Origin of the sequence: Streptomyces sp. NPDC021080, assembly GCF_044333225.1 — a bacterium.
Classification (GTDB): domain Bacteria; phylum Actinomycetota; class Actinomycetes; order Streptomycetales; family Streptomycetaceae; genus Streptomyces.
This window is the reverse complement of the sequence record NZ_JBIRQM010000001.1, coordinates 398,819-419,468: the sequence shown is the minus strand read 5'-3', so window position 1 is coordinate 419,468 and position 20,650 is coordinate 398,819. Positions and strand designations below refer to the sequence as shown.

General features: G+C 69.8%; 20 protein-coding genes. 14 read left to right on the top strand and 6 right to left on the bottom strand.

Annotated features, from left to right (window positions below; translation table 11 throughout):
* Positions 1 to 33 precede the first annotated feature (33 nt).
* From ACH4S8_RS01830 to ACH4S8_RS01810, 5 genes are all read left to right on the top strand, one after another.
* On the top strand, positions 34 to 843 hold the full coding sequence (locus ACH4S8_RS01830; protein WP_398389908.1) for an alpha/beta fold hydrolase: 810 nt from the start codon (positions 34 to 36) through the stop codon (positions 841 to 843).
* Positions 843 to 2,111 (top strand): PP2C family protein-serine/threonine phosphatase, encoded by a 1,269-nt coding sequence (locus tag ACH4S8_RS01825; RefSeq protein WP_398389906.1) that lies wholly within the window; start codon positions 843 to 845, stop codon positions 2,109 to 2,111. Before ACH4S8_RS01830 ends, ACH4S8_RS01825 begins: the two co-directional genes overlap by 1 nt.
* Entirely contained in the window at positions 2,108 to 2,476 is a 369-nt protein-coding gene (locus ACH4S8_RS01820; RefSeq protein WP_398389904.1) for an STAS domain-containing protein, read from the top strand. The genes ACH4S8_RS01825 and ACH4S8_RS01820 overlap by 4 nt, the downstream gene beginning before the upstream one ends.
* A 271-nt stretch (positions 2,477 to 2,747) precedes the next feature.
* The gene (locus tag ACH4S8_RS01815; RefSeq protein WP_398389902.1) at positions 2,748 to 3,143 is read left to right on the top strand and encodes an ATP-binding protein; all 396 of its coding nucleotides are present in this window, start codon (positions 2,748 to 2,750) and stop codon (positions 3,141 to 3,143) included.
* A 916-nt stretch (positions 3,144 to 4,059) separates the two neighbouring features.
* The gene (locus ACH4S8_RS01810) at positions 4,060 to 4,410 is read left to right on the top strand and encodes a PRC-barrel domain-containing protein (RefSeq protein ID WP_398389901.1); all 351 of its coding nucleotides are present in this window, start codon (positions 4,060 to 4,062) and stop codon (positions 4,408 to 4,410) included.
* An 81-nt stretch (positions 4,411 to 4,491) separates the two neighbouring features.
* Here the strand turns inward: ACH4S8_RS01810 and ACH4S8_RS01805 are convergent, their stop codons facing one another.
* Positions 4,492 to 5,445: a ribose-phosphate diphosphokinase gene (locus tag ACH4S8_RS01805; protein ID WP_398389900.1), complete on the bottom strand. Its 954-nt coding sequence runs from the start codon at positions 5,443 to 5,445 to the stop codon at positions 4,492 to 4,494.
* 228 nt (positions 5,446 to 5,673) lie between these two features.
* Between ACH4S8_RS01805 and ACH4S8_RS01800 the strand changes: the two genes are divergently transcribed.
* The 3 genes from ACH4S8_RS01800 to ACH4S8_RS01790 all read left to right on the top strand — a co-directional run bounded on the left by ACH4S8_RS01800 (position 5,674) and on the right by ACH4S8_RS01790 (position 8,780).
* A complete protein-coding gene (locus ACH4S8_RS01800) occupies positions 5,674 to 6,324 on the top strand; it encodes a DUF4230 domain-containing protein (protein WP_398389898.1) in 651 nt (216 codons plus the stop codon).
* Between the two features lie 464 nt (positions 6,325 to 6,788).
* The gene (locus ACH4S8_RS01795) at positions 6,789 to 7,382 is read left to right on the top strand and encodes a VanZ family protein (protein WP_398389897.1); all 594 of its coding nucleotides are present in this window, start codon (positions 6,789 to 6,791) and stop codon (positions 7,380 to 7,382) included.
* A 150-nt stretch (positions 7,383 to 7,532) separates the two neighbouring features.
* A complete protein-coding gene (locus tag ACH4S8_RS01790; protein ID WP_398389895.1) occupies positions 7,533 to 8,780 on the top strand; it encodes an RICIN domain-containing protein in 1,248 nt (415 codons plus the stop codon).
* Positions 8,781 to 8,828: 48 nt separating this feature from the next.
* On the opposite strand, the gene ACH4S8_RS01785 is transcribed toward ACH4S8_RS01790, so the two are convergent.
* Positions 8,829 to 9,626 (bottom strand): SAM-dependent methyltransferase, encoded by a 798-nt coding sequence (locus tag ACH4S8_RS01785; protein ID WP_398389894.1) that lies wholly within the window; start codon positions 9,624 to 9,626, stop codon positions 8,829 to 8,831.
* A 158-nt stretch (positions 9,627 to 9,784) separates the two neighbouring features.
* Here ACH4S8_RS01785 and ACH4S8_RS01780 point away from each other — a divergent pair, with 158 nt between their 5' ends.
* Positions 9,785 to 10,444 (top strand): winged helix-turn-helix transcriptional regulator, encoded by a 660-nt coding sequence (locus tag ACH4S8_RS01780; RefSeq protein ID WP_398389892.1) that lies wholly within the window; start codon positions 9,785 to 9,787, stop codon positions 10,442 to 10,444.
* Positions 10,445 to 10,543: 99 nt separating this feature from the next.
* Here ACH4S8_RS01780 and ACH4S8_RS01775 read toward each other — a convergent pair whose 3' ends face one another.
* Complete coding sequence (locus ACH4S8_RS01775; protein ID WP_398389890.1) at positions 10,544 to 10,780, bottom strand: hypothetical protein; 237 nt, start codon at positions 10,778 to 10,780, stop codon at positions 10,544 to 10,546.
* Positions 10,781 to 11,082: 302 nt separating this feature from the next.
* On the opposite strand from ACH4S8_RS01775, the gene ACH4S8_RS01770 reads away from it, so the two are divergent.
* Positions 11,083 to 12,102, top strand: coding sequence for a PHP domain-containing protein (locus tag ACH4S8_RS01770; protein WP_398389889.1), 1,020 nt, complete (start codon positions 11,083 to 11,085; stop codon positions 12,100 to 12,102).
* 272 nt (positions 12,103 to 12,374) lie between these two features.
* Here ACH4S8_RS01770 and ACH4S8_RS01765 read toward each other — a convergent pair whose 3' ends face one another.
* Together ACH4S8_RS01765 and ACH4S8_RS01760 are read right to left on the bottom strand one after the other, a co-directional pair.
* On the bottom strand, positions 12,375 to 13,208 hold the full coding sequence (locus tag ACH4S8_RS01765) for an alpha/beta fold hydrolase (protein WP_398389887.1): 834 nt from the start codon (positions 13,206 to 13,208) through the stop codon (positions 12,375 to 12,377).
* Positions 13,209 to 13,381: 173 nt separating this feature from the next.
* Positions 13,382 to 14,704, bottom strand: a complete 1,323-nt coding sequence (locus tag ACH4S8_RS01760; RefSeq protein WP_398389885.1) for an ROK family protein — start codon at positions 14,702 to 14,704, stop codon at positions 13,382 to 13,384.
* Positions 14,705 to 14,871: 167 nt separating this feature from the next.
* Between ACH4S8_RS01760 and ACH4S8_RS01755 the strand changes: the two genes are divergently transcribed.
* From ACH4S8_RS01755 to ACH4S8_RS01740, 4 genes are read left to right on the top strand one after another with little or no spacing between them, the layout of a single operon-like run.
* Complete coding sequence (locus ACH4S8_RS01755; protein ID WP_398389884.1) at positions 14,872 to 16,185, top strand: ABC transporter substrate-binding protein; 1,314 nt, start codon at positions 14,872 to 14,874, stop codon at positions 16,183 to 16,185.
* A gap of 14 nt (positions 16,186 to 16,199) precedes the next feature.
* Complete coding sequence (locus ACH4S8_RS01750) at positions 16,200 to 17,201, top strand: carbohydrate ABC transporter permease (protein WP_398389882.1); 1,002 nt, start codon at positions 16,200 to 16,202, stop codon at positions 17,199 to 17,201.
* The gene (locus tag ACH4S8_RS01745) at positions 17,194 to 18,066 is read left to right on the top strand and encodes a carbohydrate ABC transporter permease (protein ID WP_398389880.1); all 873 of its coding nucleotides are present in this window, start codon (positions 17,194 to 17,196) and stop codon (positions 18,064 to 18,066) included. The genes ACH4S8_RS01750 and ACH4S8_RS01745 overlap by 8 nt, the downstream gene beginning before the upstream one ends.
* Positions 18,067 to 18,113: 47 nt before the next feature.
* Positions 18,114 to 19,472 carry a GH1 family beta-glucosidase gene (locus tag ACH4S8_RS01740; RefSeq protein WP_398389878.1) on the top strand — a complete coding sequence of 453 codons (1,359 nt, stop codon included), beginning with the start codon at positions 18,114 to 18,116 and terminating at the stop codon, positions 19,470 to 19,472.
* 41 nt (positions 19,473 to 19,513) lie between these two features.
* Here the strand turns inward: ACH4S8_RS01740 and ACH4S8_RS01735 are convergent, their stop codons facing one another.
* Positions 19,514 to 20,524, bottom strand: a complete 1,011-nt coding sequence (locus ACH4S8_RS01735; RefSeq protein ID WP_398389876.1) for a phosphotransferase family protein — start codon at positions 20,522 to 20,524, stop codon at positions 19,514 to 19,516.
* Between the last annotated feature and the right edge of the window lie 126 nt (positions 20,525 to 20,650).

The window sequence follows — 20,650 nt, the reverse complement described above, 5'->3', positions numbered from 1 at the left end:
CCGGGCCCAGGAGCGGTCTGCGAGGATGGCTGCATGGACGTGCGGAGCAGGAACCATATAAGGGTGACCGGCCGGACGGGCGGCCCTGTCGTGGTGCTCGCGCACGGATTCGGGTGCGACCAGAACATGTGGCGGCTGGTGGTGCCGCTGTTGGAACACGATTTCACGGTGGTACTTTTCGATCACGTGGGGGCAGGGCGCTCCGACCTGGCGTCGTGGAGCGAGCGGCGCTACTCCGCGATCGACGGCTACGCCGAGGATGTGCTGGAGATCTGTCACGAGCTCGAACTGGGTCCCGTGACGTTCGTCGGACACTCGGTGAGCGCCATGATGGGTGTGGTGGCCGCGACGCAGGAGCCCGACGCGTTCAGCGGTCTGCTGCTGCTCACCCCCTCTCCCCGTTTCGTCGACGACCCGGTCTCCGGTTATCGGGGCGGGTTCAGCGCCGAGGACATAGAGGAGCTTCTGGAGTCCCTGGACTCGAACTATCTGGGCTGGTCGCGCACCATGGCCCCGGTGATCATGGGCAATCCCGAGCGTCCTGCACTGGGCGAGGAGCTGACCAACAGCTTCTGCCGCACCGATCCCGACATCGCCCGGGTCTTCGCCCGGGTCACGTTCTTGTCCGACAATCGGGCGGCCCTTGCCCATGTGCGGGTCCCGACCCTCGTGGCGCAGTGCTCCAAGGACGCGATCGCCCCGCCGGAGGTGGGGGCCTTCGTGCAGGCGCAGATTCCCGGCAGCAGTCTGATCACGCTGAACGCCACCGGACACTGTCCGCAGCTCGCCGCCCCCGAAGAGACAGCTGCCGCGATCGCGGCCTTCGCCGGAGCGGGCCATTGATGTGCGGAACCGACCACGACGGGAAGAGCGAGGGTTCTCCCCCGGGCGCTGGGCCGGGTGACGACCAGGCCATGTTCTCCGCCTTGCTGGAGGACAGCGCGGAGGATTTGTACGAACATGCTCCGTGCGGGTACCTCTCCACGAGCCTCGACGGCCGCATCGCGAAGATCAACCAGACTCTGCTGAACTGGCTCGGCTACGAGAGCAGCGACCTGGTGGGCCGGAAGGACTTCGCCGACCTGCTCACCGTCGGAGGCCGGCTCTACCACGAAACCCATTTCGGTCCCCTGCTGCGTATGCAGGGTGAGGTCAGCGGCATCGCCCTGGAACTCAGGACCGCCGACGGCGGCCGGCTCCCGGTTCTGGCGACCTCCGTCATTCGCACAGGCAGTGACGGGCAGCCGCTGCTGATCCGCACCACTGTCTTCGACGCCCGGGACCGGCGCACGTACGAGTCCGAACTCCTGCGAGCCCGGCAGGAATCGGACCGGGAACGCGAACGCCTGAAGCGACTGAACGCCGCCCTGCAGAAGGCGCTGCTGCCTCCCACCCTGGTGGACGTGCCCGGCCTGGACGTCGCCGCGTACTACCACGTCGCCTCCGCGGACGAGGTCGGCGGCGACTTCTACGACCTGTTCCCCCTCGACTCCGGCACCTGGGGATTCTTCCTGGGCGACGTCTGCGGCAAGGGCGCGGCCGCTGCGGCCATCACCTCTCTGGCGCGCTACACACTGCGGGCCGCCGCCGTGTACGACCCCGACCCCGCAGCCGTGCTCGCCAATCTCAATACCGTCCTGAATCACGAGTACAACAGCGACGACCCACGCTTTTGCACCGTCGTCTTCGGCCTGCTCACCCCGGACGGGAACGAGGGCGGCTTCCAGGTCACCCTGGCCAGCGGCGGCCACCCGCCGGCCCTGCTGATGCGCTCCGACGGTCATGCCGACTGGCTGCCGACCCCGGGCGGCCAACTCATCGGCGTCCTGCCCGATGCCCACATCGCCACCACCACCATCAGCCTCGGCCCCGGCGACACGCTGTTCCTGCACACCGACGGTCTCACCGAAGCGCACTTCGCCGGTGCCGCCGACGGCCGCTACGGCGACGAAGCCCTGCTGGAGTTCGCCCAGGAGCTGGCACCCACCACCGCCCGTGACGCCGTGGCCGCGATCCGGGACCTGCTCGACACCTTCGGCACCGGCGTGGACGACGACACCGCGGTCCTGGCCTTCAACGTGCCCCGACACAGCAGTGAAGAGCAGATGTGACCCACGAACTGACCATCCGCACCCGCACCACACCGGCGGGCCCGGTGGTGGAGCTGGCCGGCGCCCTGGACCATCACAGCGCGCCGGACATCCGCAGACTGCTCCCCGGCCTCGGCCTCTCCGCCGGCCAGCAACTCGTCATCGACCTGAGCCGGCTCACCTTCTGCGATTCCACCGGCATCACGGTTCTCATCGCCGCCCGCAACCACGCGCTGGCAACCGACGCGTCCATCGTCCTGGCCGCGGTACCGGACGGAGTCAGCCGGACCTTCCGCGTGGTCGGTCTGGAACAGGTCTTCGCCATCCAGCCCACCGCGCAGGCGGCCGCGGCGGCGTGGACCCGGCCGCTGTCCGCTCCTGAATGAACCCGGGCGGCCCGCCGACTGTGCCGACCGCCCTGCAGCCCTCACAAGGCGCGCCGACTCCAGCCGCCTTCGCCACGCACTCGTCACGATGCGGGGGGGCGGCCTTCCGGGGCGGCATGCCCGAACAGCGAAGCATGTACGGGAGAGCAACATCTTCCACGTCACCGGGGGTACATATAAGGACAACAGGTAACGAAGGGAACAAAAAATGGAGTCGTCCGGTAAGGAATCGGAGCCGCCGAGCACTCACCCCATAACCACCGCTGTCCCTTTGAGCGGAGACAACTCCTGCATCGCCGCAGCACGCCATCTCGCGGCGGACTTCCTCACCCACGCCCAGGCGGATCAGAACGTTGCCGTATCCGCCCGCGTGATGGACCTGACCCAACTGGTGGTCAGCGAGCTGGTCACCAACGCCCGCAAATACGCCCCGGGGCCCATATTCATGGAACTGCGCATCGAGGAGACCACGGTCGAGGTGACCGTGCGCGACAGCCGCCGCGCCCAGCCGGTCGTCTGTGCCGTCGATCCCCTCCGAGTCGGTCGACACGGCCTGGAGATCGTCGCGGCCGTCACCCGGAAGTTCCAGGTCCAGGTGGAGCCGTCCGGCAAACGCGTCACGGCGCACATCGCCCTGGGCGACGACTCAGGACCTGGGCGAGGATGAAACCCTGGCAGAGGTGGTTGTTTGGCCACGACCGAGCACGGTCACCCAGAAGGTGGGTCCGGAGCCATCCGGACCGGAGCACTGATCGTTGAGACCACAGCGACCAGCGTCGACCCTGCGCCGTGGCCCGTCGCCGAGGTCGTCCATGGCGGGCATGAGCACGTGGCAGCCGCGCTCGTCCATCAGGAGCCGGCCGCCTCCAGCGGTCGCGAGTTCGTGCCCGAGGTCCGGCTCGACCGTGCACGGACGGTGCGCGTCGAGCGGTGGTCGTCGAGGACTTCCTGGGGCGCGGCCGACGCTCTTCCGCCATGAATTCATGTCCGGCCCGTCTCCGGTTCGACGCACCTCGAGTGGGCCGGTCGAGCGTTCCGTGCCCGGCCCCGCGAGCGTCTGCGCCGACGTCCTGCCCGGCAGGCACAGCCACTCACGCCGTGGCCCTGTGGAGAGATTTTTCAGCTCCCGCGCCACACCTGATCGCACCCTCGAATTCGGAACGCGGCCACAGAATTTCCGTCGCTCCGAGTTACGCAAAAATACCTGAGATCCGCGGGAGTGGAGATCGTCGGGCAGGGCACGGCTCTGTGGTGGATCGCCCTCGTCGTGCTGGTCGTACGGGTCCTCGGCTTTGCGATCCGGCCCGCGGCAAACTGGGCCACTGATGCCGCCGGTAGGCATGTGCGGCACAACTCGCCGATCCCGGGCGGGTCCCGGCGCCGAGGCGTCGGAGCCCACCCGCGTTCGTTGCCGGGAGCACGGTGGCGCATACGGATCGACCATTTCTTCGCCACGAATGTGTGGCATCCGAAATGCAGGGAACCCGACATTCCGAGAAGACGTCACCGAATATGGATGACGCTTGTACGATTCCGCAGTTCTTCTGCGGACCGGCGAATAATTTCGATGAGGGAGCCGTTTTATGAGTGACAGCATCTGGGGCTACCAGGCGACCACCGGCCACATTGCGGGCACCGATCTGACCGGGTACAAGGTCGAGGCGACCGACGGCAGTATCGGGAAGGTCGACAAGCACTCGGACGACGTCAGCTCCTCGTACCTCGTCGTCGACACCGGCGTGTGGATCTTCGGGAAGCATGTCCTGCTGCCGGCCGGAACCGTCAAGACGGTCGACGAGGCCGAGCGCAAGATCTATGTCGCCCTCACCAAGGACCAGATCAAGGACTCACCCGAGTTCGACAAGGACAAGCACGTCGGCGACGTCGGCTACCACGAGCAGGTAGGCGGCTACTACGAGAACCACCGCGTCTGACCTCACAGCGCCCCACGGGAAATGGGGCCGCCCGGAGACACTCCGGGCGGCCCCACTTCCCTGCGTGTCCGCTCGCTCCGTCTATTCGGTCCGGGGCGCGTCGAACAGGGCGCTGACGGACTCACCGTTGTGAATGCGCCGGACCGCTTCGGCGAGTGCCGGGGCGATGGACAGGACGCTCAGCTTCTCGGTGTACTCCTCGTCCGGGACCGGCACGGTGTTCGTGCACACGATCTCCAGTACGTCGGGCTGTTCGCTGAGCCGTTTGAGCGCGCCCGCCGCGAACAGTCCGTGGGTGCAGGCCACCCTGATCGATCTCGGGCCCAACTCTCTCAGCCGGTCCAGGAGTTCGAGGACCGTGCTGCCCTTGGCGATCTCGTCGTCCAGCACGATGACATCGCGGCCGGAGATCTCACCGATGACCGAACTGATGCTCACGCGGTCGTCGGCGAACCGCTGCTTGGCACCGGCGGCGACCTGGGCGCCTATCAGCCGCGCGAACGCGGCGGCCTCCTTGGCGTTGCCGAGGTCGGGCGAGACCACCGTCGTACGCGACAGGTCGTTGGTCCGGAAGTGCGCGGCCAGCTCCCGCAGGGCGTGCAGATGGTCGACGGGCACCGAGAAGAAGCCGTGCACCTGCGGGGAGTGCAGGGTCATCGCGAGGACACGGCTCGCCCCGGCCGCCACCAGCAGGTCCGCGACGAGCCGGCCGCCCAGCGAGATCCGCGGCATGTCCTTCTTGTCCGAACGCGCGTATGAATAGTGCGGCATGACCACGGTGATCCGCCCGGCGGAGGCACCACGCGCCGCGTCGCACATCATCAACAGCTCGACCAGGTGTTCCTGCACCGGAGTGACGAGGGGCTGCACGAGGAAGACGTCACGCTCGCGGCAATTGGCCTGGAGCTGGACCTCCAGGCAGTCGTTGGCGAACCGGCTGACCCGGGTCGGGCTGAGAGGCACACCGAGGTGCGCGCAGAGCTCGGCCGCGAGCTCTGGATGGGCACTACCGCTGAACACGGCGATGTCACGCACGTCCGCTCCTCGCATGATCGAACCGGATCCGCGTCCGCCGGGCACAAGATCGGCCCGCAGCGCGCACCTCATGCTACTGGGCACCTTTCAGGCCTTCGACCGGGGGATTTCCGGCCGCGGACCGGGTTGCGCAACCGCTCGCGAAGTGCCGGACCGGACCGGGACCCGCCCGGCGGCCTGCCAAGGGACTTGCCGGGTACACGGACGGTCGAAAGGAGGAACGTCGACATGACGACGTCCATCAAACGCATGCCCGGCTGGGCCAAGGCCGTCTCCGCCTTCGTGCTGGTGCTCGCGGTGCTGTTCGCCGGACTGCGGCTGGCCGTACTGCCGGGACTGCGCGATGTGTTCGGCACGGAGACCCACGACAACTCGGGCCCCGCACTGCTCAAGTCCATCCAGGACATGAGCCGTTACGACGCCGCGTCGGGCAACTTCCAGGTGGTCGTGGACCTGGAGAAGGACGCGAAGTACCTGCCCGACGCGATCCGCGGCACCCGCACGCTCTACGTGGGAGCCGGCACCGTAGACGCCTATGTCGATCTCGGGCGCATCGACGGGAAGGACGTGACGGTCGACGACGACCGTACGTCGGCCACGCTCCGTCTGCCGCACGCGGCACTGGGCAAGCCCGCCCTGGACCCCGACCACTCCTATGCCGTCTCGAAACAGCGTGGTCTCCTCGACCGGATCGGTGACCTGTTCTCGGACAACCCGAACGACGAACGCGCCGTGCAGCGGCTCGCGGCCCGGCACATCGGCACGGCCGCGCGGGACAGCCGCCTCACCGCGCGGGCCGAGGAGAACACCACCACCATGCTCGAGGGCCTGCTGCGCTCGCTCGGCTTCACGGAGGTGACGGTCACCTACGGTGCCTGAGCCCCCGGACGGTACCCCGGATGGCAGTCCCCACCTGGCGGGCAGCCGATGGAGGGAGGCAAGGGAAGGGAGCCGTCATGCCGGAGATGACGAAGGACGCCCAGGCACTCCGTGTCCGCGGCGCGTGCGACGCCCCGGCCGAGCGCCGGTCCGACCGGGGCCGGGGGCGGTGCGCGCCGCCGGCCCCGGCGGCCCGGCGAGGCGGTCGGCCCGGTCGGCCGTCGGCCCGCCGGCCCGGCCACCACCGGTCGCGAGGTTCTCCGCTCCCCTGTCTCAAAGGCCCCCTTCGCCGGGCCACGGGCATCGCCGACGCTTTCGGGGGTAAGCGGGCTGCACCAGAGGGCAGTTGAAAAGGGGAGGGTCTCATGGTCCGCACCACGTTGCGCGCTCGTGCCGCGAAGTCCGGCCGGAAACCGGCACCGAAGCCCGGAGCGGACGGGGGGAAGCCCGCGCGGAACAAGCCGGTGCCGAAGGCGGATCGGAACAAGCCGGGGAAGCCTCGGTCGTTCTTCGGCCTCAGGACGCCGAAAGCATCGCCGAAACGGACGCCCGAACGGACGCCGAAGCGGACACCGGCGAAGGACCGGGAGACCGGAACCGCCCTGGCGCTCCCCTTGCGGCTGCTGGCCATGCTGGTCGCGTTCGCGGCCATGGTGGCGTTCGCCGTCGCACTGGCCCGGCTGACCCTGGAGCCCTCACCGGCTTCGACCGCGCTGATCCACAACAACCTTCACCCGGGCGCCTCGCTGCGGGCCTATCTCGACCAGCCGGAACTGCGTGACGCCGTCAAGCAGATCGGCGGGAACCTCGTGCTCGGGGTGCCCTTCGGCGTGCTGCTGCCCGTGGTGTTCCCGAAGACCCGCGGGATCCTGCGCGTCCTCGCGCTCACCGCGGCGGTCATGCTCCTGGTCGAGCTCGTCCAGGGGGCCCTCATCACCGGACGCTCGTTCGACATCGACGACGTCATCCTCAACACGACCGGGGCGCTGGTGGGTTACCTCCTTCTGGGCCGACGGCTCGGCCGGGCCGTGCACCCCAGGAAGCGCCTTCGCGCCTGATCCCGCACCTCGACCGCTGGTCCGTACCAAAGTATTGACAGCCCGTTACCTCACTCCTTAAATCAAGAGGCGAAGCATGGATCCCCCACCGTGAACCCCCCACCTCAGTCGGCTCACCCGTCCCGGGGCAGCCGTACGGAAACGAGAGTCATGGACTCCCCACGCCTGCTGCGCAGATGCCTGTTCGCCGCGCTGTCCGCCGCACTCGTCGCCTCGGCCTCGACGGCCGTCGCTCCCGCCCACGCGAGTCCGGCCGCGGCCACCGCGACCGTGACCTTCCAGGACACGTTCGACGGTCCCGCCGGTTCGGCCGTCGACTCCTCCAAGTGGCAGCTGGAGACCGGCGACAACGTCAACAACCACGAACGGCAGTACTACACGTCGGGCAACAAGAACGCCGCGCTCGACGGCCAGGGTCATCTGGTGATCACGGCCCGCAAGGAGAATCCGGCCAACTACCAGTGCTGGTACGGCACATGCCAGTACACCTCGGCCCGGATGAACACCTCCGGCAAGTTCACCACGGCCTACGGTCATGTCGAGGCCCGGATGAAGATCCCGCGCGGGCAGGGCATGTGGCCGGCGTTCTGGATGCTCGGCAGTGACATCGGGCAGGTCGGCTGGCCGAACTCCGGCGAGATCGACGTCATGGAGAACGTCGGCTTCGAGCCCTCCACCGTGCACGGCACGATCCACGGTCCCGGGTACTCCGGCTCCGCCGGTATCGGCGCCGGCTACTCCCTCCCGAACGGCCAGGCCTTCGCGGACGCCTTCCACACCTTCGCGGTCGACTGGGCGCCCGACTCGATCACCTGGTCGGTGGACGGCACGGTGTACCAGCGGCGCACACCCGCCGATCTGGGCGGCAACACCTGGGTGTTCAACAAGCCGTTCTTCCTGATCCTGAACCTCGCGGTCGGCGGATACTGGCCGGGCGCCCCCGACGGCTCCACCTCCTTCCCGCAGCAACTCGTCGTCGACGAGGTGAAGGTGACGACGAGCGACGGCTCGGGCGGCACCGGCGGTCCGGTCAAGGGCCTCGCGGGCAAGTGCGTGGACGTGGCCGCCGCCAATTCCGCCAACGGAACGCCTGTACAGCTCTACGACTGCAACGGGACCAACGCCCAGCAGTGGACGGTGTCCTCGGACGGCACGATCCGCGCGCTGGGCAAGTGCCTGGACGTCACGGGCAACGGCACGGCGGACGGCACGACGGTCCAGCTCTGGGACTGCAACGGCGGCCCCAACCAGAAATGGACGGTCACCGCGGCGCACGACATCGTGAACCCGCAGGCGAACAAATGCCTGGACGTCACGGGCAACAACGCGGCCAACGGCACCCGTCTGCAGATCTGGACCTGCACCGGCGGCGCCAACCAGAAGTGGACGGTGGGCTGACGGACCACGCGGACCCGCGGGTTCGGGCTTCGGCTCGGACCCGCGGGTTCAGGCCTCGGCCGCCTTCTTGGTGAAACAGCCGCGCCAGACTTCGAGGGAGCCGTCGGCGAGCGCGGTGGTGTAGTTGATGACGCGGGTGTAGCCGTCGTCCAGGAGCATCGGCAGGGCGGGGCCCGCGGGCGGGCCGTCCGCGAAGGTCTCGGCGATCCATTCCCGGACCCAGGCCGACTCGTTCTCCCACTCGGTGGCCGTGAAGCCCGCGTCCTCGATGCGGGCGAGGAGTGTTTCGGCGGACACGACGAAGCTGTCGGTGCCGTCGAGCGACCAGGGCATGGGCCAGGACAGGTCGGCCTCGTACGGTTGGCAGACCTCCCAGACGGCCAGGCGCGCACCGGGGGCGAGGCGTTCGGCGATGTGCCGGAACCAGGCCGTCTTGTCCCGCACGTTCATCTGGACGTGCAGGGTGAGCGCGGCCCCGAAGGAGGGACGGGGCCGCAGGCTCGTGATGTCCCCCGTGTGGAACCGGACCGCGTCGCTCAGTCCGGCGCGTGCGGTGAGGTCGCGGGCGGCGTCGACGTAGGCCGGGGTGATGTCGACGCCGACGACGTGGTTGCCGGTCCGGCGGGCGATCTGACGTGCGGGCCCGCCGAATCCGGAACCGACGTCCAGGACGACGTCCCCGGGCGCGAGGGCGAGGGTGGGGATGAGCCGTTCGACGGCGTCGGCGCCGCCGATGTGGAACTGGTCGAGGTCGTCCAGGGCTCCGTCGGCCGAGGCGTCGAGATCGCGCCGGCCGCTCAGGAGTCGGTCGATGGTCCGGTCGAGGGCGGTTTCCGCGTAGGTCATCGCACGAGGTCCTCTCGATCGCCGGCGCCGCCCGCCGGCTCGGCCGGACGGTGTTCCCGTCCGGGTGTACGAGGCACGGCTCCAGCCTACGAGCACATGGTAGAAATTCTCAACCAGAAGGTTAGAAAGATAAACCATCCCTGGTCTACGCTGGACGCATGCGGACCTATGGCCAGTACTGCTCGATCGCCCGGGCCCTCGACGTCGTGGGAGACCGCTGGACGCTGCTGATGGTCCGCGAGCTGCTGCTGCAAGGACCGTGCCGGTTCACGGACTTGAAGAAGGGACTCCCCGGCATCGCGGCGAACCTGCTGTCGGCCCGTCTCAGAGAACTCGAGGCCGCCGGACTGATCACGCGCGAGGACGCGCCTCCCCCGGTCGCCACGGCCCTGTACGCCCTGAGCGAGGACGGTCTGGCCCTGGAGCCGGTACTGAAGGCGCTCGGGCTGTGGGGCCTGCGGCTCATGACCACCGAACGGCCGGACGACACGTTCCGGGCGCAATGGCTGGCCTACGCCCCCGCCTGGTTCGCCACCGACGCCGATCCCGGCGCCGGACCGGCGGTCATCCAGGTCGTCGCGTCCGACGAGCCGGCCGTCATCGAGCTGCGGGACGGCGGGATCCACACCCGGCTCGGCCGCGCCACCGACCCGGACCTCGTGCTGGACGGCCCGCCCCGTGCCGTCCTCGGGCTGCTCACCGGTGTCGTCGGCCTCGAAGCCGCCGTCGGACTCGGCCTGTCCGCCCATGGCCGGCACGACCTGCTCACCCGTCTCCGCCCGGTCGCGCAGGACGGAACGCGCGCGCGAGGCGGGTGACACGGACGAGCGGTGCCGCCGGCCCGAAGGCCCTGACGCGCCCCTCGGAACACCCCCGCCGCTCCCGCGGGAGCCGGGAGCGCCTCGACGCCGGGCGTGTCAGCCCGGATGCCAGGTGAGCTTGTCACCGCCCACCCAGCGGACCACGTCGGGGTCGTCCAGATCGTCGACCGTGATGCCGTACGCGGCCGCGTACTCCAGAACGTCCGTGATCGCCTTCGCCTCGCCGACCATCTCGCCGTCGATCTCCATGATCCGGAACGGCGGCGTGCCCGGCTGCACCCCGAGCACCATGATCCGTGGGTGGGAGATGTGAGGGCTCGCGCTTTCGGTCATGACTAGAGCGTAAGGGCGTTACCGCGCTTTCCGCTGGTCAGCGGCGGAGTGCCGGGAGGCCGCCGCCCGTACGGCCGGGCGCGGGTGCGACGGCGGGTGCCGGCCGTTCACCCGGCCGGGTGAGGTTCCGAGCTCCGGGCGCCGGAGCCCGGCAGCGCCCCCGCGCCGGACGTCCACCGTGCGGTCCGGCGGCGGCTCGGCAACGCTGGGGGGAGCGTGCGACGGCCGACGCGACCGCGGGGAGGAGCAGAGAGGACCAGGGAGGAGCAGGGAGGAGCAGGAAGGAGCAGGAAGGAATGCCGATGGACCCCGTCGAGGCCCTGGACCGGATCGCGTTCCTGCTGGAGCGGAGTCTGGCGCCCACCTATCGCGTACGGGCCTTCCGCACGGCGCGGACCCTGCTCGCCGGGCTGTCCCCCGACGAGGTCCGTGAGCGCGCGGAGCACGGGACGCTGGAGTCGCTCAAGGGCATCGGTCCGAAGACCGCACAGGTGGTGCGGGAGGCACTGGCCGGCGAGGTGCCGGCCTACCTGGAGAAGGTGGAGAAGCAGGCCGCGGGACCTCTCGCCGAGGGCGGTGAGGGTCTGCGGGAGCTGCTGCGAGGGGACTGTCATCTGCACTCCGACTGGTCGGACGGCGGCAGCCCGATCGAGGAGATGGGGCGCACGGCGGCTCTGCTCGGCCACGAGTGGGCGGTGCTCACCGACCACTCGCCCCGGCTGACCGTGGCGAACGGCCTGTCGCCGGAGCGGCTGCGGGAGCAACTGAAGGTCGTCGCCGCCCTGAACGAGCACTGGGCCCCCTTCCGGCTGCTCACCGGGATCGAGTGCGACATCCTCGACGACGGGTCGCTCGACCAGGAGCCGGAGTTGCTGGAGCGGCTGGACGTGGTGGTCGTGTCCGTGCACTCCAAGCTCCGCATGGACGCGCGGCCGATGACCCGCCGCATGGTCGACGCCGTACGCGATCCGCACGCGGACATCCTCGGCCACTGCACCGGCCGGCTGATCGGGGGCCGCGGCCGGCCCGAGTCCGCGTTCGACGCGGAGGCGGTCTTCGCCGCCTGTGCGGAGACCGGCACGGCCGTCGAGATCAACAGCCGTCCGGAACGCCTCGACCCGCCGCGCCGGCTGCTGCGCCAGGCGGTCGACGCGGGTGTCCTGTTCTCCCTGGACACGGACGCGCACGCCCCCGGACAGCTGGACTGGCAGATCCACGGGTGCGCGCGGGCCGAGGAGTGCGGGGTGCCGCCGGAGCGTGTCGTCACCACCTGGCCCCTGGAGCACCTGCTCACCTGGACCCGGACCCGCGAGACGCCGTGACGCACGTCACCGCCGGGGGCACCGTTCCGGGGAACACCCATAGGTAGTTACCCGTTGAACAAACCGTGGGTGTGGATGGGACAGTGTCCCCGGGCCTCACCTCTGCCCGCAGGGACGATCGTCCGGCTGAAGCCCTGTGGAGCGTCTCGCCGCGAGGCGACCGCCATCGGCGCCCACCGCAGACGGCCCCGACCGAGATTCCCCCGTCCGGTCGGGGCCTTTCCTCTGCCCGGGGCCGGGCCGTCGCCGCCGCCGCGGACGTGTCGGCGTTCTCATACTCCGGCCATGAACTCCCGCAGATCCGCGGTGAGTTGGTCGCGGTGTGTGGCGAACAGGCCGTGCCCGGCGTTCTCGTAGACCTTGAGCGTGCCGTCGGGCAGCAGCTCCGCGGCCCGGCGGGCGGTCAGGTCCAGCGGCGCCGACTCGTCGTGCGTTCCGTGCACGACGAGCGCCGGCACATCGATCTTCGCCAGCTCGGGCGCGACGTCCAGGGTGACGACGAGGTCGCCGAGGGCGGCCCCGGCACGTGCGGTGGCACCGTGGCAGCGGTCGATCATGGACCGTACGTAGGCCTCGGAGAGGTCGTTGCCGGGCAGGCCGAGGGCGAAGAACGCGTCGGCGCCGCCCTCGAAGAACGCGGCCCGGTCGTGGCGGAACGCCTTGTTGCCCTCCTCGACGAGGGCCGGGTCGATCCCGCCGGGATGATTCACGGACCGCACCGGGCCCGGCGTCATCCCGGCGACCAGCGCCACGCGCGCCACCCGCTCCGCCCCGTGCCGGGTCAGACAGCGGACGACCTCGGCGGCCCCGACGGAGTGCCCGACCAGGGTGACCTCCCGCAGATCGAGGTGCCGGAGCAGTCCGTCGACGTCGTCGGCGAGGCTGTCGAGGTCGAATCCTCCCCAGACGTCGTCGGACCGGCCGTGTCCGCGCCGGTCGAACCCGACGCAGCGGTACCCGGCCTCGGCGAGCGGCAGCATCTGGTACTCCCACATCTCCGTACCGAAGTAGGAGCTGTTGACGAAGACGACGACCTGGCCGGTGGCCGGGCCGTAGTCGACGAAGTGCAGCCGGGCGGCGTCGACGGGGCTCGCGAAGTACGGCATGGGTCCTCCCGGGATCCGTTGGTACGAGGGCGGGGCGCTGTGCCCTCCATGCTTCCGGGAGGCGGCGACGGCGTCGATTACCCCGGAGGTCATGCACCTCGGAGGTCATGCGCGGCGGAAGTCACGCACCGGAGGTCACGCACCTTGGGGGGCCGGGCGGACGCCGGAGCGGTTCAGTGCGGCGCCCGCTCCTCCAGGGCCGTGCGCCAGGCGGGGGACGGCCCCGCCGGCGCGGGCTCGGCGCGCCGGCCGCCGCGGGCGAAGAAGTCGGCCAGCGGCAGGATCGCGGCGCCGACCGTGACGGCGTCGGGGCCGAGGCGGCCGAGGTCCACGGTGACGTGCTGGGCGGGATAGTTCAGGGCGTACGAGGAGGCGTACCGGCGGACGGCGGGCAGGAAGCGGGAGCCGAGCTGGAGGCCGGCCCAGCCGCCGATGAGGATGCGTTCGGGCTGGAAGAGGTTGATCAGGTCGGAGAGGCCCGCGCCCAGGTATTCCGCGGTCTCCTCCAGGACGGCGAGCGCGACGGGGTCGGGCTCGGTGCCCTCGGGCGGGTAGGCGGCGGCGAGCATCGCGGTGAGCGCGGTCTCCTCGTCCGTGTCCTCCGGCGGCCGCCCGCCCTCCTCGCGCCAGCGGTCGAGGAGCGCCTCCGCGCCCGCGTACGCCTCCAGGCAGCCGAGGGCGCCGCAGCGGCAGCGACGGCCCCTGACGCGGACGGTCAGGTGCCCCCACTCGACGGACCGGCCGTTCTCGACGTCCTCGGTGACGAGGGAGGCGCCGACGCCGGAGCCGAAGAGCACGACGACCGCGTTGCGGGCGCCGCGTCCGGCGCCGAACCACATCTCGGCCTGGCCGAGAGTGCGGGCGCCGTTGTCCGCGAAGTACGGAACGGTGTCGGGGAGTTCGCAGGCGGAGCGGAGCAGGGATTCCAGCGGGACGGCGTCCCAGCCGATGGTCTGGCCGTGCACGACCGCGCCGAGCTCGGGGGTGCGGGCGACGATGCCGGGGACTCCTATGCCGACGCCGAGGAGCTGTCCGGGGGCGATGTCCGCCTCGGCCAGGACCTCGGCGATGCCGTCGCGGATGTGGCCGACGATGACGTCGACGTCGTACTCCTGACGCCGGAGCGGCCGGTCGGCCTCGTATCCCTGGCGCTCCAACGGCCTTTCGGCGCGGGCGAGTTCGGTGAGGGTCAGGTCGAACAGCTCGATGCGGACGCGGGTCTCGCCGACATCGACGCCGATCATGTGGCCGCTGCCGGGCACGACACGCAGCAGGGTGCGGGGGCGGCCGCCGTCGGAGTCGACGCTTCCGGCCTCCTCGACGAGGCCGTCGGTGACGAGTTCGGCGACCACGTTGCTGATGGATCCGGAACTCAGACCGGTCGCCGGACCGAGTTCGTAGCGGCTCAGCGGCCCGTCGAAATACAACCGTTGTAGTACGGCGGTCCGGTTGCCCCGCCGCAGGTCACGCACTGTCCGCCCGTTCCGACCCGCCATGTGATGTCCCTTCCGGCCTGCCCGACCTGCAAGATACCCCTGCGCGATCCCTTGACGCGACTTTCTTCCGGGTCTTAACTCACGTCCTAAATTAAGCCATGAGGGTCGTTCGGGAAGTGAACACGGACGCCGTCATCGCTCCCTCCGGGAAAGGGACAGAACCAGCCATGCGCAGAATCCGAGCCGCGGCCGCCGGTGCGGTCACCATCACCCTGCTGACCGCCGCGACCGCCTGTGGCGGCGGCTCGTCGAGCGGCGGGTCCAACGCCTCGCCGAAGACGCTCACGTACTGGGCGTCCAACCAGGGCGCCAGCATCGAGATCGACAAGAAGGTGCTCGCGCCCGAACTGGCCAAGTTCGAGAAGGACACCGGCATCAAGGTGAAGCTGGAGGTCGTGCCCTGGTCCGACCTGCTGAACCGCATCCTCACCGCCACCACCTCCGGTCAGGGCCCCGACGTCCTGAACATAGGCAACACCTGGAGCGCCTCGCTGCAGGCCACCGGCGCGCTGCTGCCGTGGGACGCGAAGAACTTCGCCAAGATCGGCGGCAAGGACAGGTTCGTCGACTCCGCGCTCGGCTCGACGGGCGCCGAGGGCAAGGACCCCGCCGCGGTGCCGCTGTACTCGATGGCGTACGCGCTCTACTACAACAAGAAGATGTTCGCCGACGCCGGGATCGCGAACCCGCCGGCCACCTGGGACGAGCTGGTCGCCGACGGCAAGAAGCTCTCCAAGGGCGGTCACTGGGGCCTCGGCGCGGAGGGGTCGAACGCCTCGGAGAACATCCACCACACCTTCGTCTTCGCCAAGCAGCACGGCGCGGACTTCTTCACCGCCGACGGCAAGGCCGACTTCACCAACGACGGGGTCGTCGCCGCGGTCAAGCAGTACGTCGACCTGATGGCCAAGGACAAGATCATCGCCCCGGGCAACGCCGAGTACGCCCAGAACCAGTCGGTGAGCGACTTCGCCAAGGGCAAGAACGCGATGCTGCTGTGGCAGTCCGCGGCCGCCAACCTCAAGTCGCAGGGCATGGCCGACGACGCGTACGGGATCGCCCCGGTGCCCGTGCAGTCCGGCACCCCGGGCACGGGCACGAACGTCAACTCGATGGTCGCGGGCATCAACCTCGCGGTGTTCAAGAACACCAAGAACCTCGACGGCGCCACGAAGTTCGTGAAGTTCCTGACCAGTGACGCCGAGCAGAAGATCCTCAACGGCGCGTACACCTCGATCCCGCCGGTCAAGACCGCCCAGACGGACACCGCGTTCAACTCCCCCTCGAACGCGGTTCTGAAGGACACCCTGGCCAAGAGCGCGGCGGCGCTGCCGCAGGTCGCCGACGAGTCGCAGTTCGAGACCGCGGTCGGTACGGCCGTCAAGGGCCTGTTCGCCGACGCGGCCGGCGGACGCGCGGTGACCACCGCGTCGGTGAAGGCGGCGCTCGAGAAGGCCCAGCAGCAGATGCCGAAGAAGTGAGTGCGGACACCCTCATGACCACCACGACCGCCGCTTCCGCCGAACCCGGCGAGCGGACGGTGCGCAAGAGCTCCCCCGGTGCGGCGCGCGGCCCGCGCCGCACCGGGCGGATCAAGCGCATCGGACTCCCCTACCTGCTGCTTCTGCCCGCGCTGGTGCTCGAACTCCTGGTGCACCTGGTGCCGATGGTGATCGGCATCGTGATGAGCTTCAAGGAGCTCACGCAGTTCTACATCCGTGACTGGAGCACGGCGCCCTGGGCCGGCTTCGACAACTACTCGGTGTCGGTGCACTTCGACGAGCCCGTCGGCGAGGCGCTGCTGCACTCCTTCTTCGTCACCATCGCCTTCACCCTGCTCTCGGTCGGCCTGTGCTGGCTGATCGGTACGGCGGCCGCCGTCTACATGCAGGACAACTTCGTCGGACGCGGTGTGCTGCGGGCGCTGTTCCTGGTGCCGTACGCGCTGCCCGTCTACGCGGCCGTGATCACCTGGGTGTTCATGTTCCAGCACGACAACGGCCTGGTGAACCACGTCCTGCACGACCAGCTGCACCTCACCGACAAGCCGTCCTTCTGGCTGATCGGCGACAACAGCTTCTACGCGCTGCTCACCGTGTCGGTGTGGAAGGGCTGGCCGTTCGCCTTCCTGATCGTCATGGCGGGCCTGCAGAACATCCCGGGCGAGCTGTACGAGGCCGCCGCCCTGGACGGCGCCGGTCTGTGGCAGCAGCTGCGCCGCATCACCCTGCCGTCGCTGCGGCCGGTCAACCAGGTCCTGGTGCTGGTGCTGTTCCTGTGGACGTTCAACGACTTCAACACACCGTTCGTCCTGTTCGGCAAGACCGCCCCGGACTCGGCGGACCTCATCTCGGTCCACATCTACCAGGCGTCCTTCGTCACCTGGAACTTCGGCACCGGCTCGGCGATGTCCGTACTGCTGCTGCTCTTCCTGCTCGTGGTGACCGGCGCCTACCTGCTGCTGACCTCCCGGGGAAGGAAGACGGCCGATGTCTAGCACCTCCACCACGCCCCGCTCCCCGATGGCCCCGCCGCGGTCCTTCCTGTGGTCCCGGCGGATCTTCCTCACCCTGCTCACGAGCTTCGTCCTGGTGCCCGTCTACGTGATGGTCTCCAGCTCGCTCAAGCCGCTCGCGGACGTCTCGGGGAAGTTCCGCTGGATCCCGAGCGGACTGACGATTCGGCCGTACATCGACATCTGGTCGACGGTGCCGCTGGCGAAGTACTTCGTGAACTCGCTGATCGTGGCGGGGGCGGCCACGGCCTGCTCGGTCGTGATCGCCGTGTTCTCCGCCTACGCCGTCAGCCGCTACGAGTTCCGCGGCAAGCGCGTCTTCACGGTCACCGTGCTGTCCACGCAGATGTTCCCCGGCATCCTCTTCCTGCTGCCGCTGTTCCTCATCTACGTCAACATCGGCAACGCCACCGGGATCGCGCTGTTCGGCTCGCGCGGCGGTCTGATCCTCACGTATCTGACCTTCTCGCTGCCGTTCTCGATCTGGATGCTGATCGGGTACTTCGACTCGGTGCCCCGCGATCTCGACGAGGCGGCCCTCGTGGACGGCTGCGGACCGCTCGGAGCGCTGTTCCGCGTCGTCGTCCCGGCGGCCATCCCCGGCATCGTCGCGGTGGCCGTCTACGCCTTCATGACCGCCTGGGGCGAAGTGCTGTTCGCGTCGGTCATGACCAACGACGCCACCCGCACCCTCGCCGTCGGCCTGCAGGGCTACTCCACGCTCAACGACGTGTACTGGAACCAGATCATGGCCGCCTCGCTGGTCGTCAGCGTCCCCGTGGTGGCCGGCTTCCTGCTGCTCCAGCGCTATCTCGTCGCCGGTCTGACGGCGGGAGCCGTCAAGTGACCGGCCCCGCCGAGGACATCGGCCCCATTGATGACGAAGGGACTTCAGTGACCATCGACCTTGCCGCCTTCCCCGAGGACTTCCTGTGGGGCACGGCCACGTCGGCCTACCAGATCGAGGGCGCCGTCACCGAGGACGGCCGCTCCCCCTCCATCTGGGACACGTTCTCGCACACGCCCGGCAAGATCGACAACGGTGACGACGGGGACGTCGCCTGCGATCACTACCACCGCTGGCGCGAGGACATCGCCCTCATGCGCCGGCTCGGCACCAACGCCTACCGGCTGTCGGTCGCCTGGCCCCGGGTGATGCCGGGAGGCGACGGCCCGGTCAACACCAAGGGGCTCGACTACTACGACGCGTTGATCGACGGCCTGCTGGAGGCGGGCATCACGCCCTCGGTCACGCTCTACCACTGGGACCTGCCCCAGGTGCTCCAGGACCGCGGCGGCTGGCCCGCCCGCGACACCGCGCACCACCTCGCCGCCTACGCGTCGGCGGTCGCGGAGCGGCTCGGCGACCGCGTCCGGCACTGGACCACCCTCAACGAGCCGCTGTGCTCGGCCTGGATCGGCCACCTGGAGGGGCGGATGGCCCCCGGCCTGACCGACCTCACGGCCGCGGTCCGGGCCTCGTACCACCTGCTGCTCGGCCACGGACTCGCCACGCAGGCGATCCGCGCGGCCGTGCCGGGCGCGCAGATCGGCATCGTCAACAACCTGGGCAGCATCGAGGCGGCCACCGACCGCCCGGAGGACGTCGCGGCGGCGAAGCGGCAGGACGGGCACACCAACCGCTGGTGGCTCGACCCGGTGCACGGCCGCGGCTTCCCCGCCGACATGGTCGAGGTCTACGGGGTCGAACTCCCGGAGGTCGCGGGCGACCTGGAGACGATGGCCGCGCCGCTGGACTGGCTGGGCCTGAACTACTACTTCCCGTCCCACGTGGTCGACGACCCGACCGGTCCGGCCCCGTACGCACGGCAGATCAGCCGGCCCGGCGTGCCCGTCACGGGCATGGACTGGGAGGTGGAGGCCGCCGGCATCGAGCGTCTGCTGCTGCGTCTGACGAACGAGTACGGCGCCCGCAAGCTGTACGTCACGGAGAACGGCTCGGCCTATCCCGACGTCGTACGCCCCGACGGCACCGTCCACGACCCCGAGCGGGTCGCCTATCTCGAACAGCACCTGGCGGCCTGCGCCTCGGCGGCCCGCAAGGGCGTTCCGCTGGCCGGCTACTTCGCCTGGTCGCTGCTGGACAACTTCGAGTGGGCGTACGGCTACGACAAGCGGTTCGGTCTCGTGCACGTCGACTACAAGACGCAGGTACGCACGATCAAGGGCAGCGGCCACCGCTACGCGGAGATCGTCGGCGAGCACCGCGGGAGGGCGAGCAAGGCGGCCTGAGGCCTCGCCGGGGCCCACGGGGCCCGGCGCTGCGACAGGCACTAAAAACCTTTGTCGGCCGGGGTGTTCGCACCCCGGCCGACCTCGTCGAGGGCGGCCGTCAGCTGCGGGGCCACCACCTCGCGCACCCAGGCGACCCGTTCGCCGTCGACCGCGCGGGGGACGGTCTCGACGAGCATGATCAGATAGAGGTAACTGCGGTACAGGGCCAGCCGCCTGCTCACCGCGGCGCCGAACTCGGCTACCCCTCCCGCTTCCCGGTATCCCGTCAGGAAGTCGATGTCCTTCCGGATGTCCCCGAGCAGGGCCAGGGAGACGAAGTCGGCGAGCGGGTCTCCCCAGAACATGCGCTCGCCGTCGATCAGGCCGCCGATGCGCGGCCCCGTCTCCGCCCGCTCGACCAGGATGTTGCCCCTCCACAGGTCGAAGTGGACGAGCCGGGGGACGGTGACCTCGTCCAGGGCACCGAAGGCGGTCCGTGCCGTCCGCGCCACCTCGTCCACGGGGCGCGGCAGCCAGGCACCGTAGTCGCGGGCGTCGTCCAGGACGGCCTCGTACATCCCGGTGAAGGCGGCCCGCCAGTCGGGGGCGAGCGGGCCGAGTGCGCCGGAGGGATAGCCGAAGCCCGGGCCGGTCACCCTGTGCAGCCGGGCCACGAGGTGACCCAACTCCCTCCGGAGCGGCCCGCGTTCGCCCTCGGGGAGGTCCGCCCAGGGCTCTCCGGGACAGTGCGTCATCAGCAGGTGGCCGTCGCGGCGGTCTCCCACCGGCGAGGGCGCCGGTACACCGACGACGGCGGCCCGGCGGTAGAACTCCGCCTCGGAGAGCAGGAGTCGCCGCTCGTACGCCAGGGCGGGAACGGTGGGCGGCGGCGGGACCTTCAACACGTAACGGCTGCCGTCGGTGAGCGTCAGTTCCTCGACGGCGTTGTACGTGCCCCCGGACAGGACCCGGCGGCCGGCCAGACTCCCGGGCGGCAGCCCGGCCTCCAGGAGGGCCCGCCCGGCCCGCTGCCACCCGTCCGTGCCGACTCCCGCGTCCCCCTCGCCCATGAGGCCACTGTGCCAGGTGACCCCACGCGTCCGCAGCCCTCGCGCAACGGCGTCCACAGGTCCCGAAATCCGCTGGCTCCCGCTCCTGGGACTATGTACCTTCGATAAAAACCTAGGACCCCTAGG